Annotated in this window: 17 protein-coding genes; 10 read left to right on the top strand and 7 right to left on the bottom strand. The window is 66.5% G+C overall.

The genetic code is table 11. The features are described from left to right. Nucleotide 1: 1 nt before the first annotated feature. The 10 genes from MJ205_RS14410 to MJ205_RS14365 all read left to right on the top strand — a co-directional run bounded on the left by MJ205_RS14410 (nucleotide 2) and on the right by MJ205_RS14365 (nucleotide 9,147). A complete protein-coding gene (locus tag MJ205_RS14410) occupies nucleotides 2-778 on the top strand; it encodes a hypothetical protein (RefSeq protein WP_239809102.1) in 777 nt (258 codons plus the stop codon). Nucleotides 779-789: 11 nt separating this feature from the next. Beyond that, nucleotides 790-999: a hypothetical protein gene (locus tag MJ205_RS14405; RefSeq protein ID WP_239809101.1), complete on the top strand. Its 210-nt coding sequence runs from the start codon at nucleotides 790-792 to the stop codon at nucleotides 997-999. Next, nucleotides 993-2,009: a Flp pilus assembly protein CpaB gene (cpaB, locus tag MJ205_RS14400; RefSeq protein WP_239809100.1), complete on the top strand. Its 1,017-nt coding sequence runs from the start codon at nucleotides 993-995 to the stop codon at nucleotides 2,007-2,009. Before MJ205_RS14405 ends, cpaB begins: the two co-directional genes overlap by 7 nt. A gap of 87 nt (nucleotides 2,010-2,096) precedes the next feature. Continuing rightward, nucleotides 2,097-3,767, top strand: a complete 1,671-nt coding sequence (locus MJ205_RS14395) for a type II and III secretion system protein family protein (protein ID WP_239809099.1) — start codon at nucleotides 2,097-2,099, stop codon at nucleotides 3,765-3,767. 30 nt (nucleotides 3,768-3,797) lie between these two features. Next, entirely contained in the window at nucleotides 3,798-5,465 is a 1,668-nt protein-coding gene (locus MJ205_RS14390; RefSeq protein ID WP_239809098.1) for an ATPase, T2SS/T4P/T4SS family, read from the top strand. Then, a complete protein-coding gene (locus tag MJ205_RS14385) occupies nucleotides 5,462-6,319 on the top strand; it encodes a type II secretion system F family protein (RefSeq protein ID WP_239809097.1) in 858 nt (285 codons plus the stop codon). The genes MJ205_RS14390 and MJ205_RS14385 overlap by 4 nt, the downstream gene beginning before the upstream one ends. Before the next feature lie 3 nt (nucleotides 6,320-6,322). Continuing rightward, complete coding sequence (locus tag MJ205_RS14380; protein WP_239809096.1) at nucleotides 6,323-7,210, top strand: type II secretion system F family protein; 888 nt, start codon at nucleotides 6,323-6,325, stop codon at nucleotides 7,208-7,210. Nucleotides 7,211-7,221: 11 nt separating this feature from the next. Beyond that, nucleotides 7,222-7,530 (top strand): DUF192 domain-containing protein, encoded by a 309-nt coding sequence (locus MJ205_RS14375; RefSeq protein ID WP_239809095.1) that lies wholly within the window; start codon nucleotides 7,222-7,224, stop codon nucleotides 7,528-7,530. Between the two features lie 11 nt (nucleotides 7,531-7,541). After that, complete coding sequence (locus MJ205_RS14370) at nucleotides 7,542-8,717, top strand: TadE/TadG family type IV pilus assembly protein (RefSeq protein ID WP_239809094.1); 1,176 nt, start codon at nucleotides 7,542-7,544, stop codon at nucleotides 8,715-8,717. Then, nucleotides 8,704-9,147 (top strand): hypothetical protein, encoded by a 444-nt coding sequence (locus MJ205_RS14365; protein WP_239809093.1) that lies wholly within the window; start codon nucleotides 8,704-8,706, stop codon nucleotides 9,145-9,147. Before MJ205_RS14370 ends, MJ205_RS14365 begins: the two co-directional genes overlap by 14 nt. Before the next feature lie 11 nt (nucleotides 9,148-9,158). Here the strand turns inward: MJ205_RS14365 and MJ205_RS14360 are convergent, their stop codons facing one another. Genes MJ205_RS14360 through MJ205_RS14330 form a run of 7 tightly spaced genes read right to left on the bottom strand, consistent with a single transcriptional unit; the run spans nucleotide 9,159 to nucleotide 16,748 of the window. After that, complete coding sequence (locus MJ205_RS14360) at nucleotides 9,159-9,596, bottom strand: hypothetical protein (RefSeq protein ID WP_239809092.1); 438 nt, start codon at nucleotides 9,594-9,596, stop codon at nucleotides 9,159-9,161. Nucleotides 9,597-9,638: 42 nt separating this feature from the next. Next, nucleotides 9,639-10,802 (bottom strand): NADH:flavin oxidoreductase/NADH oxidase, encoded by a 1,164-nt coding sequence (locus MJ205_RS14355; RefSeq protein WP_239809091.1) that lies wholly within the window; start codon nucleotides 10,800-10,802, stop codon nucleotides 9,639-9,641. An 11-nt stretch (nucleotides 10,803-10,813) separates the two neighbouring features. Further along, nucleotides 10,814-12,046, bottom strand: a complete 1,233-nt coding sequence (locus MJ205_RS14350) for an ABC transporter substrate-binding protein (protein ID WP_239809090.1) — start codon at nucleotides 12,044-12,046, stop codon at nucleotides 10,814-10,816. Nucleotides 12,047-12,060: 14 nt separating this feature from the next. Next, nucleotides 12,061-13,086 carry a Bug family tripartite tricarboxylate transporter substrate binding protein gene (locus MJ205_RS14345; RefSeq protein ID WP_239809089.1) on the bottom strand — a complete coding sequence of 342 codons (1,026 nt, stop codon included), beginning with the start codon at nucleotides 13,084-13,086 and terminating at the stop codon, nucleotides 12,061-12,063. Between the two features lie 58 nt (nucleotides 13,087-13,144). After that, the gene (locus MJ205_RS14340) at nucleotides 13,145-13,882 is read right to left on the bottom strand and encodes an SDR family oxidoreductase (protein ID WP_239809088.1); all 738 of its coding nucleotides are present in this window, start codon (nucleotides 13,880-13,882) and stop codon (nucleotides 13,145-13,147) included. After that, nucleotides 13,879-15,054, bottom strand: coding sequence for an acyl-CoA dehydrogenase family protein (locus MJ205_RS14335; protein ID WP_239809087.1), 1,176 nt, complete (start codon nucleotides 15,052-15,054; stop codon nucleotides 13,879-13,881). Before MJ205_RS14335 ends, MJ205_RS14340 begins: the two co-directional genes overlap by 4 nt. Next, on the bottom strand, nucleotides 15,051-16,748 hold the full coding sequence (locus MJ205_RS14330) for an AMP-binding protein (RefSeq protein ID WP_239809086.1): 1,698 nt from the start codon (nucleotides 16,746-16,748) through the stop codon (nucleotides 15,051-15,053). Before MJ205_RS14330 ends, MJ205_RS14335 begins: the two co-directional genes overlap by 4 nt. Nucleotides 16,749-16,754: the final 6 nt, after the last annotated feature.

Below are 16,754 nucleotides of genomic sequence, written 5' to 3'. Positions count from 1 at the left end.
CATGATGCTGTTGCACAGGCCCAGGCGTGGCGTGCGTGCTGTGCGCCGGCCAGCAGGGCTGTGGTTGCCGCTGGCCTGGCTGCTGCTGGCCGCGCTGGCCGCCGCCGTGCCGCTGGCAGCCCGCGCCGCACCCGGCAGCGCCATTGCCTGGCCGGTCATCCTGTTTCCAGACAAGCATCTGTCGCCGTACTGGGTGGCCGAGTTGATCGTGCAGAACAAGATACCGATGCAGATCCAGGCCTTTGATGTCGACGGCGACACCCGCCAGGCCCGGCGCTTCTACCAGGAATGGCTGGGGGGCAAATCCGATTTCTCGGAAACCACGCTCGAAGGCATTCCGATCCTCGGCGCGCGCGATGGCCATTTCCGCATCACGGTCGAGTTCCGGCCGCTGCCCAGCGGCAAGCAGCAGGTGCGCATCTCGTCGGCCTGGCTGCATGGCGCGGTGCCGCAACTGGTCAGCGAGCAGCTGCAGCGCCGCAGCTACCTGGCCGTGCCGATGGGCACCGATGAGTTTTCCGACACCTTTTCGTTCGATGCTGACCGGGTCAACCGCACCACCGTCTGGGGCAATACCTTGAGCGTCGAGGCCAATGAGCTCTACATCCGCGAACAGGCGCTGGTGGCCGGATGGACCGTGCTCAGCCGCAAGACCATCCAAGGCGGAACGCGCGCCCAGGTGGTGCTGCGGCGCGGCGGCCAGGAGGCGGTGATCGCTCTGGCCCACAACGGCGTGGGTTGCTCCATCGTCATCAGCAACACCTTGCCCCAGGCCTAGCCGTTTCCCGCATGCCGACACCGAACCTCCCCCTCCCTGTTATCCGCAGCCGCCGGCAGTCGGGGCAGATCATGACCGAGTACGTGATCGTCGCGGGGGTGCTGGCGGCGGTGTTCTTCGCGCCCATGCCGGGGGCCGACAAGTCATTGTTTCAGCTGCTGATCGATGCCTTCCGCGCAGCCTGGGCTTCCTATTCCTACACGATCTCTTTGCCATGGTGACCCCAAACTCTCCCAAACCGAACCGTTTCTCCCGGCTGGCCAATGGTTCGCGCCGCGCCGCTCCGCTGATCGCCGCCATCACGCTCGGGGTCATCGCAGCCGGCCTGGGCTGGTACTACCTGAAGACCTCCGAGCGCGAGATCCAGGCCAACCTGGAATCGGAAGCCGAACGCCTGCGCACCGATGTGGTGGTGCCGGTCCAGAACATTCCCGCCGGCACCGCGCTGCTGCCCGAGATGGTGGCCAAGCGCAGCGTGCCTTCGGCCTATGTGCATGCCGATGTGCTGACGCCGGACATGATCGACGCCTTTCTGGGCCGCCAGCTGTCGGTGGACATCAGCGCCGGCAAGCCGCTGCTGGCCAACTTTTTTGTGACGCCGCGCAAGCTGTTCTCCGAGGAGCTCGAAGCCGGCGTGCGTGCGGTGACCATTCCGGTCGACGAGGTCAGCACGATATCGGGCATGCTGCGCGCGGGCGACCATATCGACTTCCTGTTCATCGCCGACAAGGATGGCGGCACCCAGGCCGAGGACGCCATCGTCGTGCCGCTGTTGCAGGACGTGGTCGTGCGTGCCACCGGCCAGATCACCTCGGAGCAGTTCTCCGAGCTGCGCAAGCGCCCCGACATCGCCAACACCGTCGATCCCTACCGCCAGCGCAGCTACACCACGGTGACTGTGGGCCTGCCGCCGGTCGATGCGCAGCGCCTGATCCTCGCGCAAAAGCTGGGCAAGATCGTTGCGGCACTGCGCAATGCCGATGACCGCCAGAAGCTCGACACCGGCACCAACGCCCAGCAGCTGGCCAGTTACATCGACAGCTTCCGCCCCCAGCGCCCCCCGGTACGGACCGTGCCCAACCGCACACCGGCAATGGTCGAGTACATCGTCGGCGGCAGCGGGGTTAAGACCCAGATGCAGACGCCGCTGGCGGCCTTGCTGGGCGCTGCGGCCGTTCCTGGCGCCAGCGCGCCGGCGCCCCAGGCGCCCGCCGTGGCCGGCTCCTACTGATCCCCGCTGCGTGCTGATCTATTCCCTGGCCTTGCTGTGCCGTTCGCTCCCTAGAGTTGGTAGACCATGAATTCCTTGATGATCCGTATGTCCCGTCCCCGTCCGGCCCTTCAGAACTGGGGTGCGACGGCTTGCACCGCGCTCGCGCTGGCCCTGCCTACGGCGCCGTTGTTGGCCGCACAGCCATCGGGCGGCACCACGCAGCCGGCAGCCACCGGTGCACTCGGTGATTTGCTGCGCGCTGCGCAATCTGCCTCGCTGCAGGCGGAAGCCGAGCAGCGCAGCCAAGGGGGCGAGGGGGGCGATTTCGCCCGCGATACCGAGGGCCAGATGGCGCCTCTCACATCGCCTGGCTTTCGCACCTTGCCCACGGTCAGCGTCAACACCCAGGCTGCCGCAGATGCAACCAGCATCGGTGGCGTGCAGCCTCTGGTGATCAGGCACCTGCCGGCATCGCTGTCGCTCTATGTGGGGCAGATGACCTTGATAGAGCTGCGCGACGTCGTGCGCGTGGCCGTCGGCAATGGCAAGATCATGGAAGCGCGTGTCGTGGACCAGAAGAGCCTGCTGTTGACAGCGCTGGACGCCGGCGAAAGCACGGTCCATATCTGGCGCAAGGACGGCCAGGTCAGCAGCCTCAAGGCGCGCGTCAATGTGGTCGACCTGGACCGCATCGAAGGCGAAATCTCGATGCTGACCGCCGGCATCAGCGGGGTGAGCGTCTCCCGTGTCGGCGAAAAGATCATCCTCGACGGCGCCAACCTTGACCCCGCTGCGGTATCGCGGCTGCGGGAGATTGCGCGCATGTACGGACCGGCCGTCGTGTCCTTCGCCACCTCGGAGCGCCTGCGTGTGGACCGCATGATCGAGATGGATGTGCGCATTGTGGAGTTCTCGCGTTCGGCGCTGGACGATCTGGGCATGAAGTGGGATACGACCGGTGGTGGTTTCAACTTTGGCCTGTTCTCCGATATCGCCTCCAACGGCGGCTACCGCATCCTGCCGGAGAACTCGCCCTTCCTGAACTTGGACAGCGGCTACGGCCAGGGCTTTCTGGACCAGCGCCGGCGCAAGGCGCGCTACTACTTTGGCCTGAGCACGGCGCTGACCTCGGCGATCAACCTGCAGGTGCAGCGCGGCAATGCGATGCTGCTGGCCTCGCCCAAGCTCACCACCCGCAGCGGCGGCGAGGCGCGCTTCCTCTCGGGCGGTGAAATCCCGTTGCCCGCGATGAGCGCGCTGGGTACCGGCTCGGTCAACTATAAGCCCTATGGCCTGCGCCTGCATGTCAAGCCGATGGCCGATGGCGCAGGCAATATCTCCGGCTCAATCCTGGCCGAGGTCAACAACATCGACCAGTCGGTCTCGGTCGATGGCATCCCGGGGCTGCTGACGCGCCGCACCGAGAGCGAGTTCAATGTCGACGACGGTGACACCATCATCCTCTCGGGCCTGCTGAGCCGCCAGTCCTCGCGCGCCACCGATGGCCTGCCGGGCCTGCGCCATGTGCCGGTGCTGGGCTGGGCCTTCAAGAACAACAACGACAGCGACACCCAGATCGAGACCGTGGTGTTCATCACCCCGCGTGTGGTCACCGCGCGCGATTCGCGCCCCCGCCTGGAGCGCAGCCAGCAGATGGAGGAGCAGATCTCCAACGGCTTTACCGACCTGACAGAAGACCTCTACCGCAACTCCAGGAAGGCCGAGCCGCCGATGCCCGAGCGGGGTCTGGACCCCGACAGCTATTCGCACAACTGACGGCTGCGGCCGCTGATTCCGGAGAAGACCGTGCATAAGTTACTAGTCCATTCGCCCCGCCAGAAGGCGCAGGAGTTCGAACTCGGCGCCGAGACCTTCACCATCGGCAAATCCGCAGACCGCTCCCTGCACCTGACGGGCTGGAACGTGGCCCGCGACCATGCGGTGGTGATGCTGCATGACGGCGAGGTCTTCATCGAAGACCGGGGCAGCCTGTTTGGCACCTGGGTCAACAACGAGCGCGTGACCCGCTATGGCCCCTGCCGAGGGGGGGAGGAGGTGGTCGTCGGCGGGCACTCCATCATCGTGCTGCTCGATGAGAAGCTCGCGGGACCCCGCGAAGAATCCCAGGCACCGGACCCGGGCGCACCGCCTGCGCTGGAGCACCCGCGTCCCGCGCGCAGCCAGCCGCGCCAGGAAGACCCCCTGCTGCAGTGGCGCCGCCTGCTGCACCGCCAGCTGCTCGAGCAGCTGGAAGCGCGCCGCATCGACACCATCAAGATGAAGGACGACGAGCTGCGCTCCAACGTGCGCGCGCTGATTGCCGAGATCATCCGCGACACGCCCAACCTGCCCGAGACCATTGACCGCACCGAGCTGAGCCAGCAGCTGCTGGACGAGGCGATTGGCCTGGGCCCGCTGGAGGTGCTGCTGCAGGACGACTCGGTGACCGAGGTGATGGTCAACCGCTTTGACGAGATCTGGATCGAGCGGCGCGGCCGCCTCGAGCGCACCGATGTGTCCTTCACCAGCGACCTGGCGGTCAACGGTGCGATCGAGCGCATCGTGACGCCGCTGGGCCGGCGGATCGACGAGAGCTCGCCGATGGTCGATGCGCGCCTCAAAGACGGCTCGCGCGTGAACGCCATCATCCCGCCGCTGGCGATTCGCGGCCCCAGCATCACCATCCGCAAGTTTCCGAAGAAGCGCATGGGTGCTGAGGGCATGGTGCAGTACCAGTCGATCTCGCAGGCCATGGTCGACTTTCTGCAGCTGGCGGTGGAGAACAAGCTCAACATCGTGGTCTCGGGCGGCACCGGCACCGGCAAGACCACGTTGCTGAACATGATGTCCAACTTCATCCCCAACGACGAACGCATCTTGACGGTGGAGGATGCGGCCGAGCTCTCGCTGAACCAGCCCAACCTGGTGTCGCTGGAGGCACGCCCGGCCAACGTCGAAGGCAAGGGCGCCGTGTCGATCCGGGACCTGGTCAAGAACTCGCTGCGGATGCGCCCGGACCGCATCGTCGTCGGCGAGTGCCGCAGCGGCGAGGCGCTGGACATGCTGCAGGCCATGAACACCGGCCACGACGGCTCGCTCACCACCTTGCATGCGAACTCGCCGCGCGATGCCGCAGCCCGCATGGAAGTGCTGGTGACGATGGCGGGCATGAACATTCCCGTCACCGCCATCCGCGAGCAGATCGCATCGGCGATCCACCTGATGGTGCAGCTCACCCGCTTTCCCTGCGGCAGCCGCAAGGTGACCCAGATCACCGAGGTGCTGCACTGCACCGATGGCGTGATCCAGATGCAGGACATCTTTGTGTTCCGCAAGACCGGGCTGGATGCCGAATTCCGCACCCAGGGCCGGTTCGAGGCCACCGGGGTGATCCCGGACTTTGTCTCCAGGCTGGTGGAGCACGGAGTACCGGTGAACATGGAGGAGTTGTTCTTCCAGGGAGAGCCGGTATGAAGAATTGGCAGTTCCTCGGCTTTCTGCTGGCAGCCGCCGGCTTTGTGGTGCTCTCGGGCTGGCTGGTCTACAGCCGCCTGGGCGAGTGGCGCAACCGGTCCAACATCTACCTGCGCGGCCGCGGCCTCCGGATCCTGGGCATCTCGGAGTTCCATGCGCAAAAGGCGCTGACCCTGGCCACCGGCCATGTGGCCATGGTGGCGGTGGCCGGCATCCTTGCCTACCTGGTGGCACGCAACGGGTTGCTGGTGGTGGTGGTCTGCGGCGCCGTGTACTTTCTGCCGGCGCGCTACTTTGCCTGGCAGCGCAAGAAGCGGCGCGAACGCATCGAGGCCGAGCTGCCCGATGCCTTGCTCTTCATTGCCAGCGCATTGCGCGCCGGCAGTGCGCTGTCGGTGGCGCTGCAGATTCTGGTGCGTGACCAGAAAGGCCCGCTGGGCGATGAGTTCGCGATTGTGCTCAAGGAGCAGCGCATTGGCCTGTCATTTGACGACGCGGTGCAGAACATGGCGCGGCGCATCCAGATTCCGGATTTCATGTTGGTGGTGGTGGCCTTGCGGGTGGCCAAGGAAGTGGGGGGCAACCTGTCCGAGCCGCTGCAGCTGCTGGCCGAGACCCTGCGCAAGAAAGCCATGCTGGAAGGGCGCATCAAGGCGCTGACGGCACAAGGCCGCATCCAGGGCCTGGTGATGACCATGTTCCCCGTGGTGCTGGGCGGCATTCTGTACCTGATGCAGCCGACCATGCACCTGCTGTTTGTCACCCCTATCGGCTGGGGGGTACTGGCCGTGATGATCGTGATGCTCACCCTGGGCTATATGTCCATCAAGAAAATTGTCGCCATCGACATCTGAGCCATGAAAAACGCCATTCTGCTCGCCGCCATCTTTCTGTCCGCTGTGATGGCGGCCATCATCCTGCTGTACTTCGTGGCCATCGTGCGCAAGGCCCGGCCGTCGGTGCGCGAGCACATGGACCCGCTGCCCTGGGGCATCCGGCTCATCTGGCCGGCGGTCAACGTGCTGCAGTTTCATGTCTCGGAGATCGCGCCCACCTCCAGCCTGCTGCGCTGGAAGCGCAAGCTGCAACTGGCCGGTTTGGAGTATGTGCTCAAGGCCGAGGAGATCATCGCCGTGCGCGTGATCGCGATGACGGCGGTGGCGCTGGCCTTCACCGGCGCGGCGATGGCACTGAAGATCGATGGGCAGTGGGTGCGCCTGGCCTGCCTGGCAGGCCTGCTGTTGGGCTGGATGCTGCCGGCCATCTGGGTCAACGACCGCAAGAAGCGCCGCGACAAGGAAGTGCTGCGCACCTTGCCCGGCTACCTCGATCTGATCACCTTGTGCTGCCAGGCCGGTCTGGGCTTGACAGCGGCGATCTCGCAGGCGGTGCAGAAGGGACCCAGCGGCGCCATGCACGAAGAGCTCGAGCGCCTGCTGCGCGAAATGCGCACGGGCATGAGCCGTACCGAGGCCTTCAACGCGATGGCCGAGCGCATGGACAACAAGCATGTGCGCGGCCTGGTCTCCAACCTGACGCAGGCCGAATCGCTGGGTGCCAGCGTGACCGACACCCTGGTCGCCATCTCCGAGCAGCGCCGTACCGAGCGCTTCCAGCACGCCGAGAAACTGGCGATGGAAGCGCCCGTGAAGATGCTCGGTCCGCTGGTGATCTTTATCTTTCCGGTCACCTTCATGGTGATCTTTTTTCCACTCGCGGTGCAGATGTACCAGACCTTGAAATGAAGGTGCCCGGCATGCCAGCACTCAAAGCACAGGTGGCCGAGCGCTTTTCCGAACGCGCCTTTGGCCTGATCTTTCGTCCGCCGCCCGGCAGTGGCGAGGCGCTGGTGTTCGAGCGCTGCGCGGCCGTGCATACCTGCTTCATGCGCTACGCGATCGATGTGGTGTTTGTCGATGCGCAGCAGCAGGTGCTGCGCATCAGCGCCGGCCTGGCGCCTTGGCGCATGGCCTGGTGCCGGGGCGCGCAAGGTGTGCTGGAGCTGCGCAGCGGCGAGGCTGCGCGCCTGGGGCTGGCACCGGGCCAGCGGCTGCAACTGTGTTGAAAGGGGTTGACATGCGCATGACGCTCAAGCCTGCAAGCCGCGCCCGGCAGCGCGGCGTGTCGATGACGGAGACCTTGATCGCGCTGCCGGTGGTGCTGGTGTTCACGCTGTCGCTGGTCCAGTTTGCGCTGATCTACCGCGCCAGGCTGACCTTGCAGTACGCCGCCAACGAGGCTGCGCGTGTGGGCTCGCTCAACAATGCGCTGCCGCTGCCCTATGACCTGCGCATTCCGCTGGCCAAGAAGGGCATGCTGGCCGACGTGAGCCTGGGCAACGTCAAGTCCGCACTGACCAAGGGCAGCGTCTGGCAAGGTTTTGTGCGCGGCATGATGCCGCTGTATGTGTCGGACGCCAGTGTCTTGGGCCTGCTCAAGGGCTGGGTCAACACCAACACCGATTTGATCCAGGGCAGCTGCATCGAGTATGTCAACCCGACGCAGAACACTTTTCTGGACTGGGCGATGGTGGAGAACTATGGCGAATCGCGGGGCATCGTTCGCATCCCCAACGACAGCCTGCGCTACCGCAAGCCGCTGCCCTATGAGCGCGATGCGCGTACCGGCGCGACCGACACCTACAACGGCGACACCCCGAATCTGGAAGATGCGCGGCTGCGCGGTGCGGTCTCCAACAAGACCTTGGGCGAGACCAATATCCTGCACCTGCGGGTGCACTACGGCTACAAGCTCAGCGTGCCGATTGCGGGGCCCATCATCATCAAGGCGATGCAGGGCTACCGCTATGTCTCCAGGCACATCGGCTCGGTGCTGACGACCGGCGACGACGTGCCCGGTGCCGATGCCACCGGTTTCTCGGCCATCGATGCGTTCTTTTTGTCGAACGACCGCTTTCCGCTGACGCAGGAGGCCTCGGTCGGCATGCAGTCGTCCCTGTACTGGCATCCCTTCTATTCCTTTGGGCCGGCGCGCGATACCTCGGACCTCAATGCCAGCTTCAAATGGGATGTGGCCGACGGCAACAGCGGCCTGGGCGACTATGCGACCCTGGTGCCCGACCTGGTCGGCAATATCCGCAACGGGGCGCAGTGGGTGACCGCGCATGTGGGCAATGCAGCGCTTGATGGCCTCCAGGACGTGGTCGGCCTGCGCAACGCCTTCTGCCCTGCAATCTGGACAAATCCGATGGGGGTGGAGAATGTTCCCAATCCATTCGATGCGGCACGTTGACGGGGCACTGACGGCAGCGGCCGTGCTGCTGCTGTTTGCCGCGCTGGGCGCTTTGCCAGCCGGTGCGCAGACGGTGTGCAAGGATGAGGGCGTGGAATACATCCTTGGCGGTGCCGCCGCCGCCGGACCCGGTTGCAAGGCCGCAGTTGCAACGCCCGCGCGCCGCACGCTGCGCACGGCCGCATCCGCACCTGCCCCAACCCACACCCGGTCGCCAAGCCCGCGCCCGCCTGAGCGCGCAGATTTTGGCCAGGACGAGCGCCGCCTGATCCTGGAGACCGAGCTGAAAAAGGCCCAGCAGGTGCTGCAGGGCTTCTCCCAGGCCCTGGGAGGATCGGCCGCCAGCGCGGCACCGGCCGACCAGACCCGCGCGCTGGCCGATGTGCGCGCGTTGACCGCCGAACTGGCGCGCCTGCCACCGGCCCGCTGATCGCTTCGCGTCTATTCGGGGTTCTCCAGCGACTGCACCAGCTCGGCCGCATGCGCGTAGCCCGAGGCCCTGGCCCGTTTTGCCCAGTACAGCGCGCTGGCGCTGTCCTTTTCATAAATGCCGATCTGGGCCAGGTTGTACTGCGCCGGCGCATGGCCCAGGTCGGCCGCCAGGATCAGCCAGTCGCGCGCCTGGGCATCATCGTTCTCTACCGAGCGCAGATGCTGGTAGACGTTGAAGGCCGCACGTTTGTCGCCCCCCTGGGCCAGGCGCTTTTGGCGCAGCAGCTCAGTCTCTGACATGCGGGCGATGCCCGCGCTGTTGGCGCCAGGCTCGTAGCGGATGCCGGTCGGCGGTGCCGGCAACGGCGAATAGGGGATTTGCTTGCAGCCGGCGCTGGCCAGCAGTACAAGCAATGCCAGGGGAAGGGCGATGGAGGACAGGCGCATCGACGCATTGTGGCATTGCCCGGCCCGGTGCCGTCAACGCCATCAGCGCACAAAGGTGGACGGCTGCAAATCCGGTGTGGTGGCCTTGCGCCGCTCCAGCCAGAACGCCTCGTTCCTGGTCAGCATCTGGAAGTCCTGCGCATCCTGCAGCTTTTGCGCCGCATCCATCGGCCAGTTGGGGTTGTAGATCAGCTCGCGCGCCAGTGCCACCAGGTCCGCGTCGCCGCTGCGCAAAATGGCCTCGGCCTGTTGCGCATGCACGATCAGGCCCACAGCCATCGTGCGGGCGCCGGTGGCGGCCTTGATGGCCGACGCCAGTTCCACCTGGTAGCCATAGGTGGCCAGCGCGCCGCCGCGCAATGGCGAGCCGGCAATGCCGCCCGACGAGCAGTCGATCGCATCCACCCCCAGCGGCAGCAGGCGCTTGACCAGCGCGATGCTGTCTTCCAAGGTCCAGCCGCCCGGCGCCCCGTCGGTGCAAGACAGCCGCACCAGCAGCGGCAGGCCCGCTGGCCACACGGCGCGCACCGCTTCGACGACGCTGAGCAGCAGCCGGCAGCGGTTGTCAAAGCTGCCACCCCAGGCATCGCCGCGCTGGTTGGCCAGCGGTGACAAAAAGCTGTGCAGCAGATAGCCATGGCCGGCATGCAGCTCCAGCACCTGGTAGCCCGCGCGCGCGGCGCGGCCGGCGGCAGCGGCAAAGGCCTCCACCACCTGCTGGATGTGCTGCAGCGACATGGGCAGCGGCGTCTCCAGTCCCTTGCCCGCCGGGATCGCACTGGGGCCCATCGGCGTCCAGGCATCCCAGTCGGCGATATCGGGCTGGCAGGGCAGGGGGCCACGGCCCTGGGCCGGTGTCAGCTGCCGGGCCTTGCGGCCGGCATGCATCAGCTGGATGCCGGGCGTGGTGCCGCAGTCGCGCATCAGCTGCACGATGCGCTGCAGGGGCGCGACCATGTCGTCCTGCCACAGGCCGATATCGCCCAAGGTGCCGGCGCCACGCCGCTCCACGCCGGTGCCTTCCTGGAGCACCAGGCCGCTGCCGCCTGCGGCCAGGCGCCCCAGGTGCATCAGATGCCAATCCTGCACCCGGCCATGGCGGCCCTGGTACTGCCACATCGGGGCGGCCGCGATGCGGTTCTTGAGCACGACATCGCGCAGCTGCAGCGGGCTGAAAAGCTGGTTCTGGGTATCGCGGTGGGCCATGGTGCGGCGGCCTACTTCTTGACCAGCGGGCAGGCCGATTCGGACAGCGGCAGGAAGGCCTTGTCGGCCGGCACCGTGCTGATGACCTTGTAGTAGTCCCACGGGGCCTTGGACTCCTGCGGTGACTTGACCTGGAACAGGTACATGTCGTGCACCATCATGCCGTCTTCGCGCAGGCGCCCGTTCCTGGTGAACACATCGTTGATCGGCATCTCGCGCATCTTGGCCATCACCGCCTTGGCATCGGTGCTGCCCGCGGCCTCCACCGCCTTCAGGTAGTGCTTGACGGAGGAGTAGGCGCCCATCTGGCTCATATTGGGCATCGCATTGACCTTGGCGAAGTACTTCTTCGAGAACGCGCGCGTCTCGTCATTCATGTCCCAGTAAAAGGCCTCGGACAGCAGCATGCCCTGCGCGGTGCGCAGGCCTACCGAATGCACATCGTTGATGTACATCAGCAGCGAGGCGAGCTTTTGCCTGCTCTCGGGGGTGATGCCGAATTCGCGCGCGGCCTTGATCGAGTTGACCAGATCATTGCCAAAGTTGGCCAGGCCGATCACATCGGCCTTGCTGGCCTGGGCCTGCACCACGGCGGACGAGAAATCCGAGCCATTGAGCGGGTGCCGTGTCTCGCCGATCACCTTGCCGCCGACCGTGCTGATCGCCTGGGTGGTGGCCTTGACGATGTCATAACCGCCGGAGTAGTCGGCGGTCAGAAAATACCACTGCTTGCCGAACTTCTCGGCTGCAGCCTTGCCCACGGCATTGGCCAGCGAATAGGAGTTGTAGGCCCAGTGGGCCACGGTCGGGTCGCACATGTCGCCAGTGATGCGGTCGCTGGCCGGGCCGCTCATCACCAGCACCTTGCCTTTTTCCTTGGCGATGTTCAGCACCGCCAGCGCGGCGGCCGAGCCGCCCACGTCCTGGATCGCGTCCACGCCGTTGTCGTACCATTCGCGCGCCTTGGCCGCTGCCGAGTCGGCCTTGCTCTGGTGGTCAAAGGTCAGCAGCTCGACCTTGCGGCCCAGCACCTGTCCTCCGGCCTCGTCCAGCGCCATCTGGGCAGCCGTGATGCTGCCCTTGCCGGTGATGGCCGAGTAGACGCCCGACTGGTCGACGATCAGGCCGATGCGCACCGGCGGGCCCGATTGCGCCATGGCGCCCAGCGGCAGGCACAGCAGTGCTGCGGCCAGGCCCAGCGGTGGGAGGGGGGCGCGCAGCGCGCGGATGTGAGAGATGGCCATGTCTTGTCTCCTGTTCAGCTTTTTGTCAGTACCTGGGATTCGCGGATCATCTGTTGCCAGCGCAGGCGCTCGGCCTGCAGGAATTTCTCGTAGGCGTCCGGGCCCTGGGCGGTGACGGAGACCCCTTGTTTTTCGAGCAGGTTCTTCAGCTCGGGCGCCTGCAGCTGGGCCACGGTGACCTTGCCCAGGCGGTCCACCACCTCGGCGCCGGTCTTGCGTGGCACAAAAAAGCCGTTCCAGATCGGCGCGGCAAAACCGGTGTAGCCCAGCTCGGCCACCGTGGCGATCTCGGGCCAGGAAGCCATGCGCTGCGCGCTCAACGTGGCCAGCACGCGCAGCTTGCCCGACTGCACCTGCGGCCGGGTGAAGAGCGCCGTCATCATGCCCATGTCCACCCGCTGCTGCAGCAGGTCCGGCAGCGCGGGAGCCTCTCCCTTGTAGGGCGCATGGATCATCTGCGCGCCGCTGAGCTTGCCCAGGTACTCCATGGCTACATGCAGCGGGCCCAGCGGCCCGGTGGACATGTAGCGCAGCTTGTCCGGTGTCTTCTTCGCATCGGCGAGCAGCTCGCCCAAGGTCTGGTAGGGGCTGTCCTGCGCCACCACCAGCACATAGTCCACATTGCAGATCGAGGCGACGGCGGCAAAGTCGCGCTGGGGCCGGTAGCCCAGGTCGGGCATCGTGTGCTCGAGCACGATATTGGTGCCCACGCCGCCCATCAGCACGTTGTAGCCATCGGGCTCGGCATGGGCCACCTGGGTGGCACCGATGGCGCCGGCCGCGCCGACCTTGTTGTCGACGACCACCGGCTGGCCCAGGCCCGGCTCCAGCGCCTTGGCCAGCAAGCGGCCCAGCACATCGGTGGCGCCCCCTGCCGCAAACGGCACCACCAGCCGCACCGGGCGCGACGGGTAGGGGCTTTGCGCCCAGGCCGGGTGGCTGGCCAGCAGGCTGGCTGCACCCCAGGCGGCGTTGCGCAGCAACCACCGTCGTCGGTCCTGGTTGGCAGGTGCTTGGGCTGGGGGAAGTTGGTCCTTCATGGCATTGTCTCCGTTCCTTTTTGTGGTGTTGCCGTGTCCAGAGGCCCCTCTGAGATCGCTATAGCCGCGTGGCGCTGATCGTCAGTCCTCCATCGATATGCAATGTCTGGCCGGTGATGTAGCCGGCCAGCGGATGCAGCAGAAAGTCGATCGCATGGGCGATCTCCACCGGCTCGGACACCCGCTGCAGCGGCACGGCGGCGAGCAGCGCCTGGGTCTGCGGCGCGCCGGGCGGGCTGGCGGTCTTGAACAGTTCGGTGGCCACGGGGCCCGGGGCGATCACATTGACCGTTATCTGGTCCGTGGCCAGCTCCAGCGCCCAGGTGCGGCTCATGCCGATGACGGCGGCCTTGGTGGCGCTGTAGGCGGTGCGGTTGGGCTTGCCCAGCGCGGCGCGCGACGAGATGTTGACGACCCGGCCAGCGCGCGCCTGGCGCATGCCCGGCAGCAGCGCCTGCATGCACACCAGGCAGGCGTTCACGTTCAGCGCCATCGCCTCGTTCATGTCGGCTACGCTGGTGTGCGCCAGGTCGGTGGTGTGGGCCAGCGCGGCGTTGTTGACCAGGCCGTAGAACGGCGCTTGCGCGGCCAGATGCTCGACCTGCTGGCGCGTGCCATCCAGGTCCATCAGGTCGCAGGCGATGAACTGCTCATCGGAGCGGGCGTCGGCAGGGATGCTGCGGGCCAGGCCAATGGTCTGGTAGCCCTTGTCGGCCAGGTAGCGCATCGTGGCGCGGCCAATGCCCCGGCTGGCGCCGGTAACCAGGACGCGGGGTTTGCGGTTGCTGTCTGTCATGCCAGGCCTTTCAAAATCTGCCGACCGATGATGGTCTTTTGCACTTCGGTGGCGCCTTCGTAGATGCGCATCGGGCGGACTTCGCGGTAGAGGCGCTCGACCACGCTGCCGCAGGTGATGCCCATACCGCCCCAGAGCTGCACGGCCGCATCGACCACCTGGAACGCCGCCTCGGTGCCCTGCATCTTGGCCATCGCCGCCTCGGTGCTGATGCGGCGCTGGCGCACATCGCGGCACCAGGCGGCCTTGTGCACCAGCAGGCGCGCGGCCTCCAACTGCGTGGCCATGTCGGCCAGCTTGTGCTGCACGGTCTGCATCTCGGCCATCGCCTGGCCATAGAGCTGGCGCTGGCTGACTCGTGCCAGGGTTTCATCGAGCGCACGCTGGCCCATGCCCAGCGCGGCGGCGCCGACCGAGCTGCGGAAGATATCGAGTACGCCCATCGCCACCTTGAAGCCTTCGCCGGGCTGGCCCAGCAGGCGGTTGGCGGGCACCCGGCACTGCGCGAAATGGATCTCCGCGAGCGGATGAGGCGCGATGATGTCGATGGTGCGGTGGATGCGCAGGCCCGGGGTGTCGGCATCGACGAGCAGGGCCGACAGTCCGCTGGCACCCTTGGCCTCTTCGGTGCGCGCAATGACGACGTAGAAGTCGGCGATGCCGCCGTTGGAGATATAGGACTTGGCGCCATCGAGCAGATAGTGGTCACCTTGCAGCACGGCACGGGTCTTGGTGGCCGCCACGTCCGATCCGCCATCGGGCTCGGTCAGCGCAAAGGCTGCGACTTTTTCGCCCTGGCTGCAGGCCTGCACATAGGGCGCCACCAAACGGGGATCGCCTTTTTGCCACAGCGCGGCGCTGCCGATGCCCTGCATGCTGAAGACAAAGTCTGCCAGCGGCGCGTAGTAGCCCAGGCATTCACGCACCAGGCAGATGGCGCGCAGGTCCACCGCTGGCGCGATGCCATCGGCCATCGCCGGCGCGGCATACTCCAGCAGGCCATGCCCGGCGAGGCTTTGCAGCCAGTGGCGGCATTCGGCCTGCAGGTCCTGCGGCGTTTCATCGGCCAGGCGCGCGCGGTTGTCGCTGATCCAGCGGTTGAGCCGGGCGATGACCTCTTCATGCTGCGCGTCAAAAAAGGGCGTGTCGGCCAGGGTCCATGGCTGCTTCATGCGGTGGCCTCCTGGGCGAGCAGGCGCTGGGCCAGGTCGCGCAGCTCATTGCGTTTGACCTTCTTGCCGTTGGGCCCCATCGTGTAGGGAAAGGTGTCGACCCGGAAGATGCGGATGGGTACCTTGTAGCGGGCAATCTGCTGCTGCAGCTGGGCCTTGAGCGCCGCTTCGTCCCAACGGCTGCTGGTGCTGTCGCTGGGCTCCAGCACAAAGGCCACCGGGCGCGAGCTGCCCGAGGCGTTCACGGCCACCACCTGGCAGGCGCTGGCGCCGCTGAGCGCTATCACCGACTCCTCGATCTCGGCGGGGTTGACCAGAAAGCCGCCGATGCGCAGCACATCGCCCAGGCGCGAGATATGGGTAAAGCCGCCGTCGCCATTGAGGTAGCCCAGATCGCCGGAGCGCAAATAGCCGTCATCGGTGAAGGCCTGCTGCGTGGCCTGTGCATCGTGCAGGTACTGTTGCATCAACGTGGGGCTGTAGAACTCCAGCTCGCCGGGCTCCTGTGCGCTGGCGAGGGCGCCGGTCTCCAGGTTGCGCACGCGCACCCGCGCCTGCGGGCAGACCGGAAAGCCGCCCGATTGTGCGCGCCGGGGCAGGGGCGCGGCCGGGTCCTGGTGGGCAAACAGCGCAAAGGTCTCGCTCATGCCAAAGCAGCCGACCATCGGGATGCCGAACTGCTGCGCAAGGGCCGGCAGCGCGTCGAGACCTGGCACAAAGTTGGCATGGCCAAAAAAGCGCAGCGCCTGCGGCTGCCAGCCTGCGGGCAGATCCGTAATGAGCTTGTCGACCATGTCATTGGTGCCAAACATGTGGGTGATGGGCTCGCTGTGCAGGCAGGCCGCAGTGCGTGCCGTATCAAACACCTCATGCAGCACCAGGCAGGCGCCTGCGGCCAGGGTGGCCATTGCGGCGGTGTAGCCAAAGGCGCCGCACAGTGGCAGCGCCAGCAGGCTGCGGCAGCCGCTGTCGATGCCAAAGCCGGGCGCCACATCCTGCGCATGCTGGGCCACGCTGGACTGGCGGTGCACGATGAGCTTGGGCTGGCTGGTGGTGCCCGACGAGGACAGGATGATGCAGGTCCGATCGCCTTGGCACACTGTGGGGTGCCCCGGTGCGGCGCGCGCTGCCATCAGCGCCTGCCAGGGCTGGATCTGCAGCGCCGTGCCAGACCCTTGCAGCGGGACCGCTGGTATATCGGCAGGGCCCAGGCTGGCATCGATCAGGCACTGCAGGCTGCCGCCGTGCTGCGCCAGGATTTGCGCCAGGCTGTTGCCCGGCAGCAGGCTGCCCGCACTGGCGGCAGCGCCATTCATGACCGCCAGCGCATTGGCGGTGGCGCGGTCAAAGGCCAGTGCCTTGCAACCCGAGCGGTCGATAAAGCTGCTGATTTCCTTGACGCCGAGCTTGAGGTTGAGGCTCAAGGTGGTGATGCCCAGCTCGGCGCAGGCCAGGTGCAGCAGCAGCCAGTGGGGGGTATTGGGCAGCCACAGGCCCAGCACATCGCCGGCCGCGAGGCCTTGCTGGCGCAGGCCCTGGGCACATTGCTGCACCTGGCTGCGCAGCTGCGCATAGCTGTGGGTCAGGGCGCCAAACTGCAGCGCGGGCGCGTCGCCCGCGCCCAGTGCCAACAGGCTGCGCACATCGTTGGCCCGCGCGCTGCTGGGCGCGCTGGCCATGGGTTGGGAGGTCATAGGCGG

This window comes from Comamonas sp. B21-038, assembly GCF_022387135.1.
Lineage (GTDB): Bacteria > Pseudomonadota > Gammaproteobacteria > Burkholderiales > Burkholderiaceae_C > Comamonas > Comamonas sediminis.
This window is presented reverse-complemented; position numbering and strand designations above follow the sequence as displayed.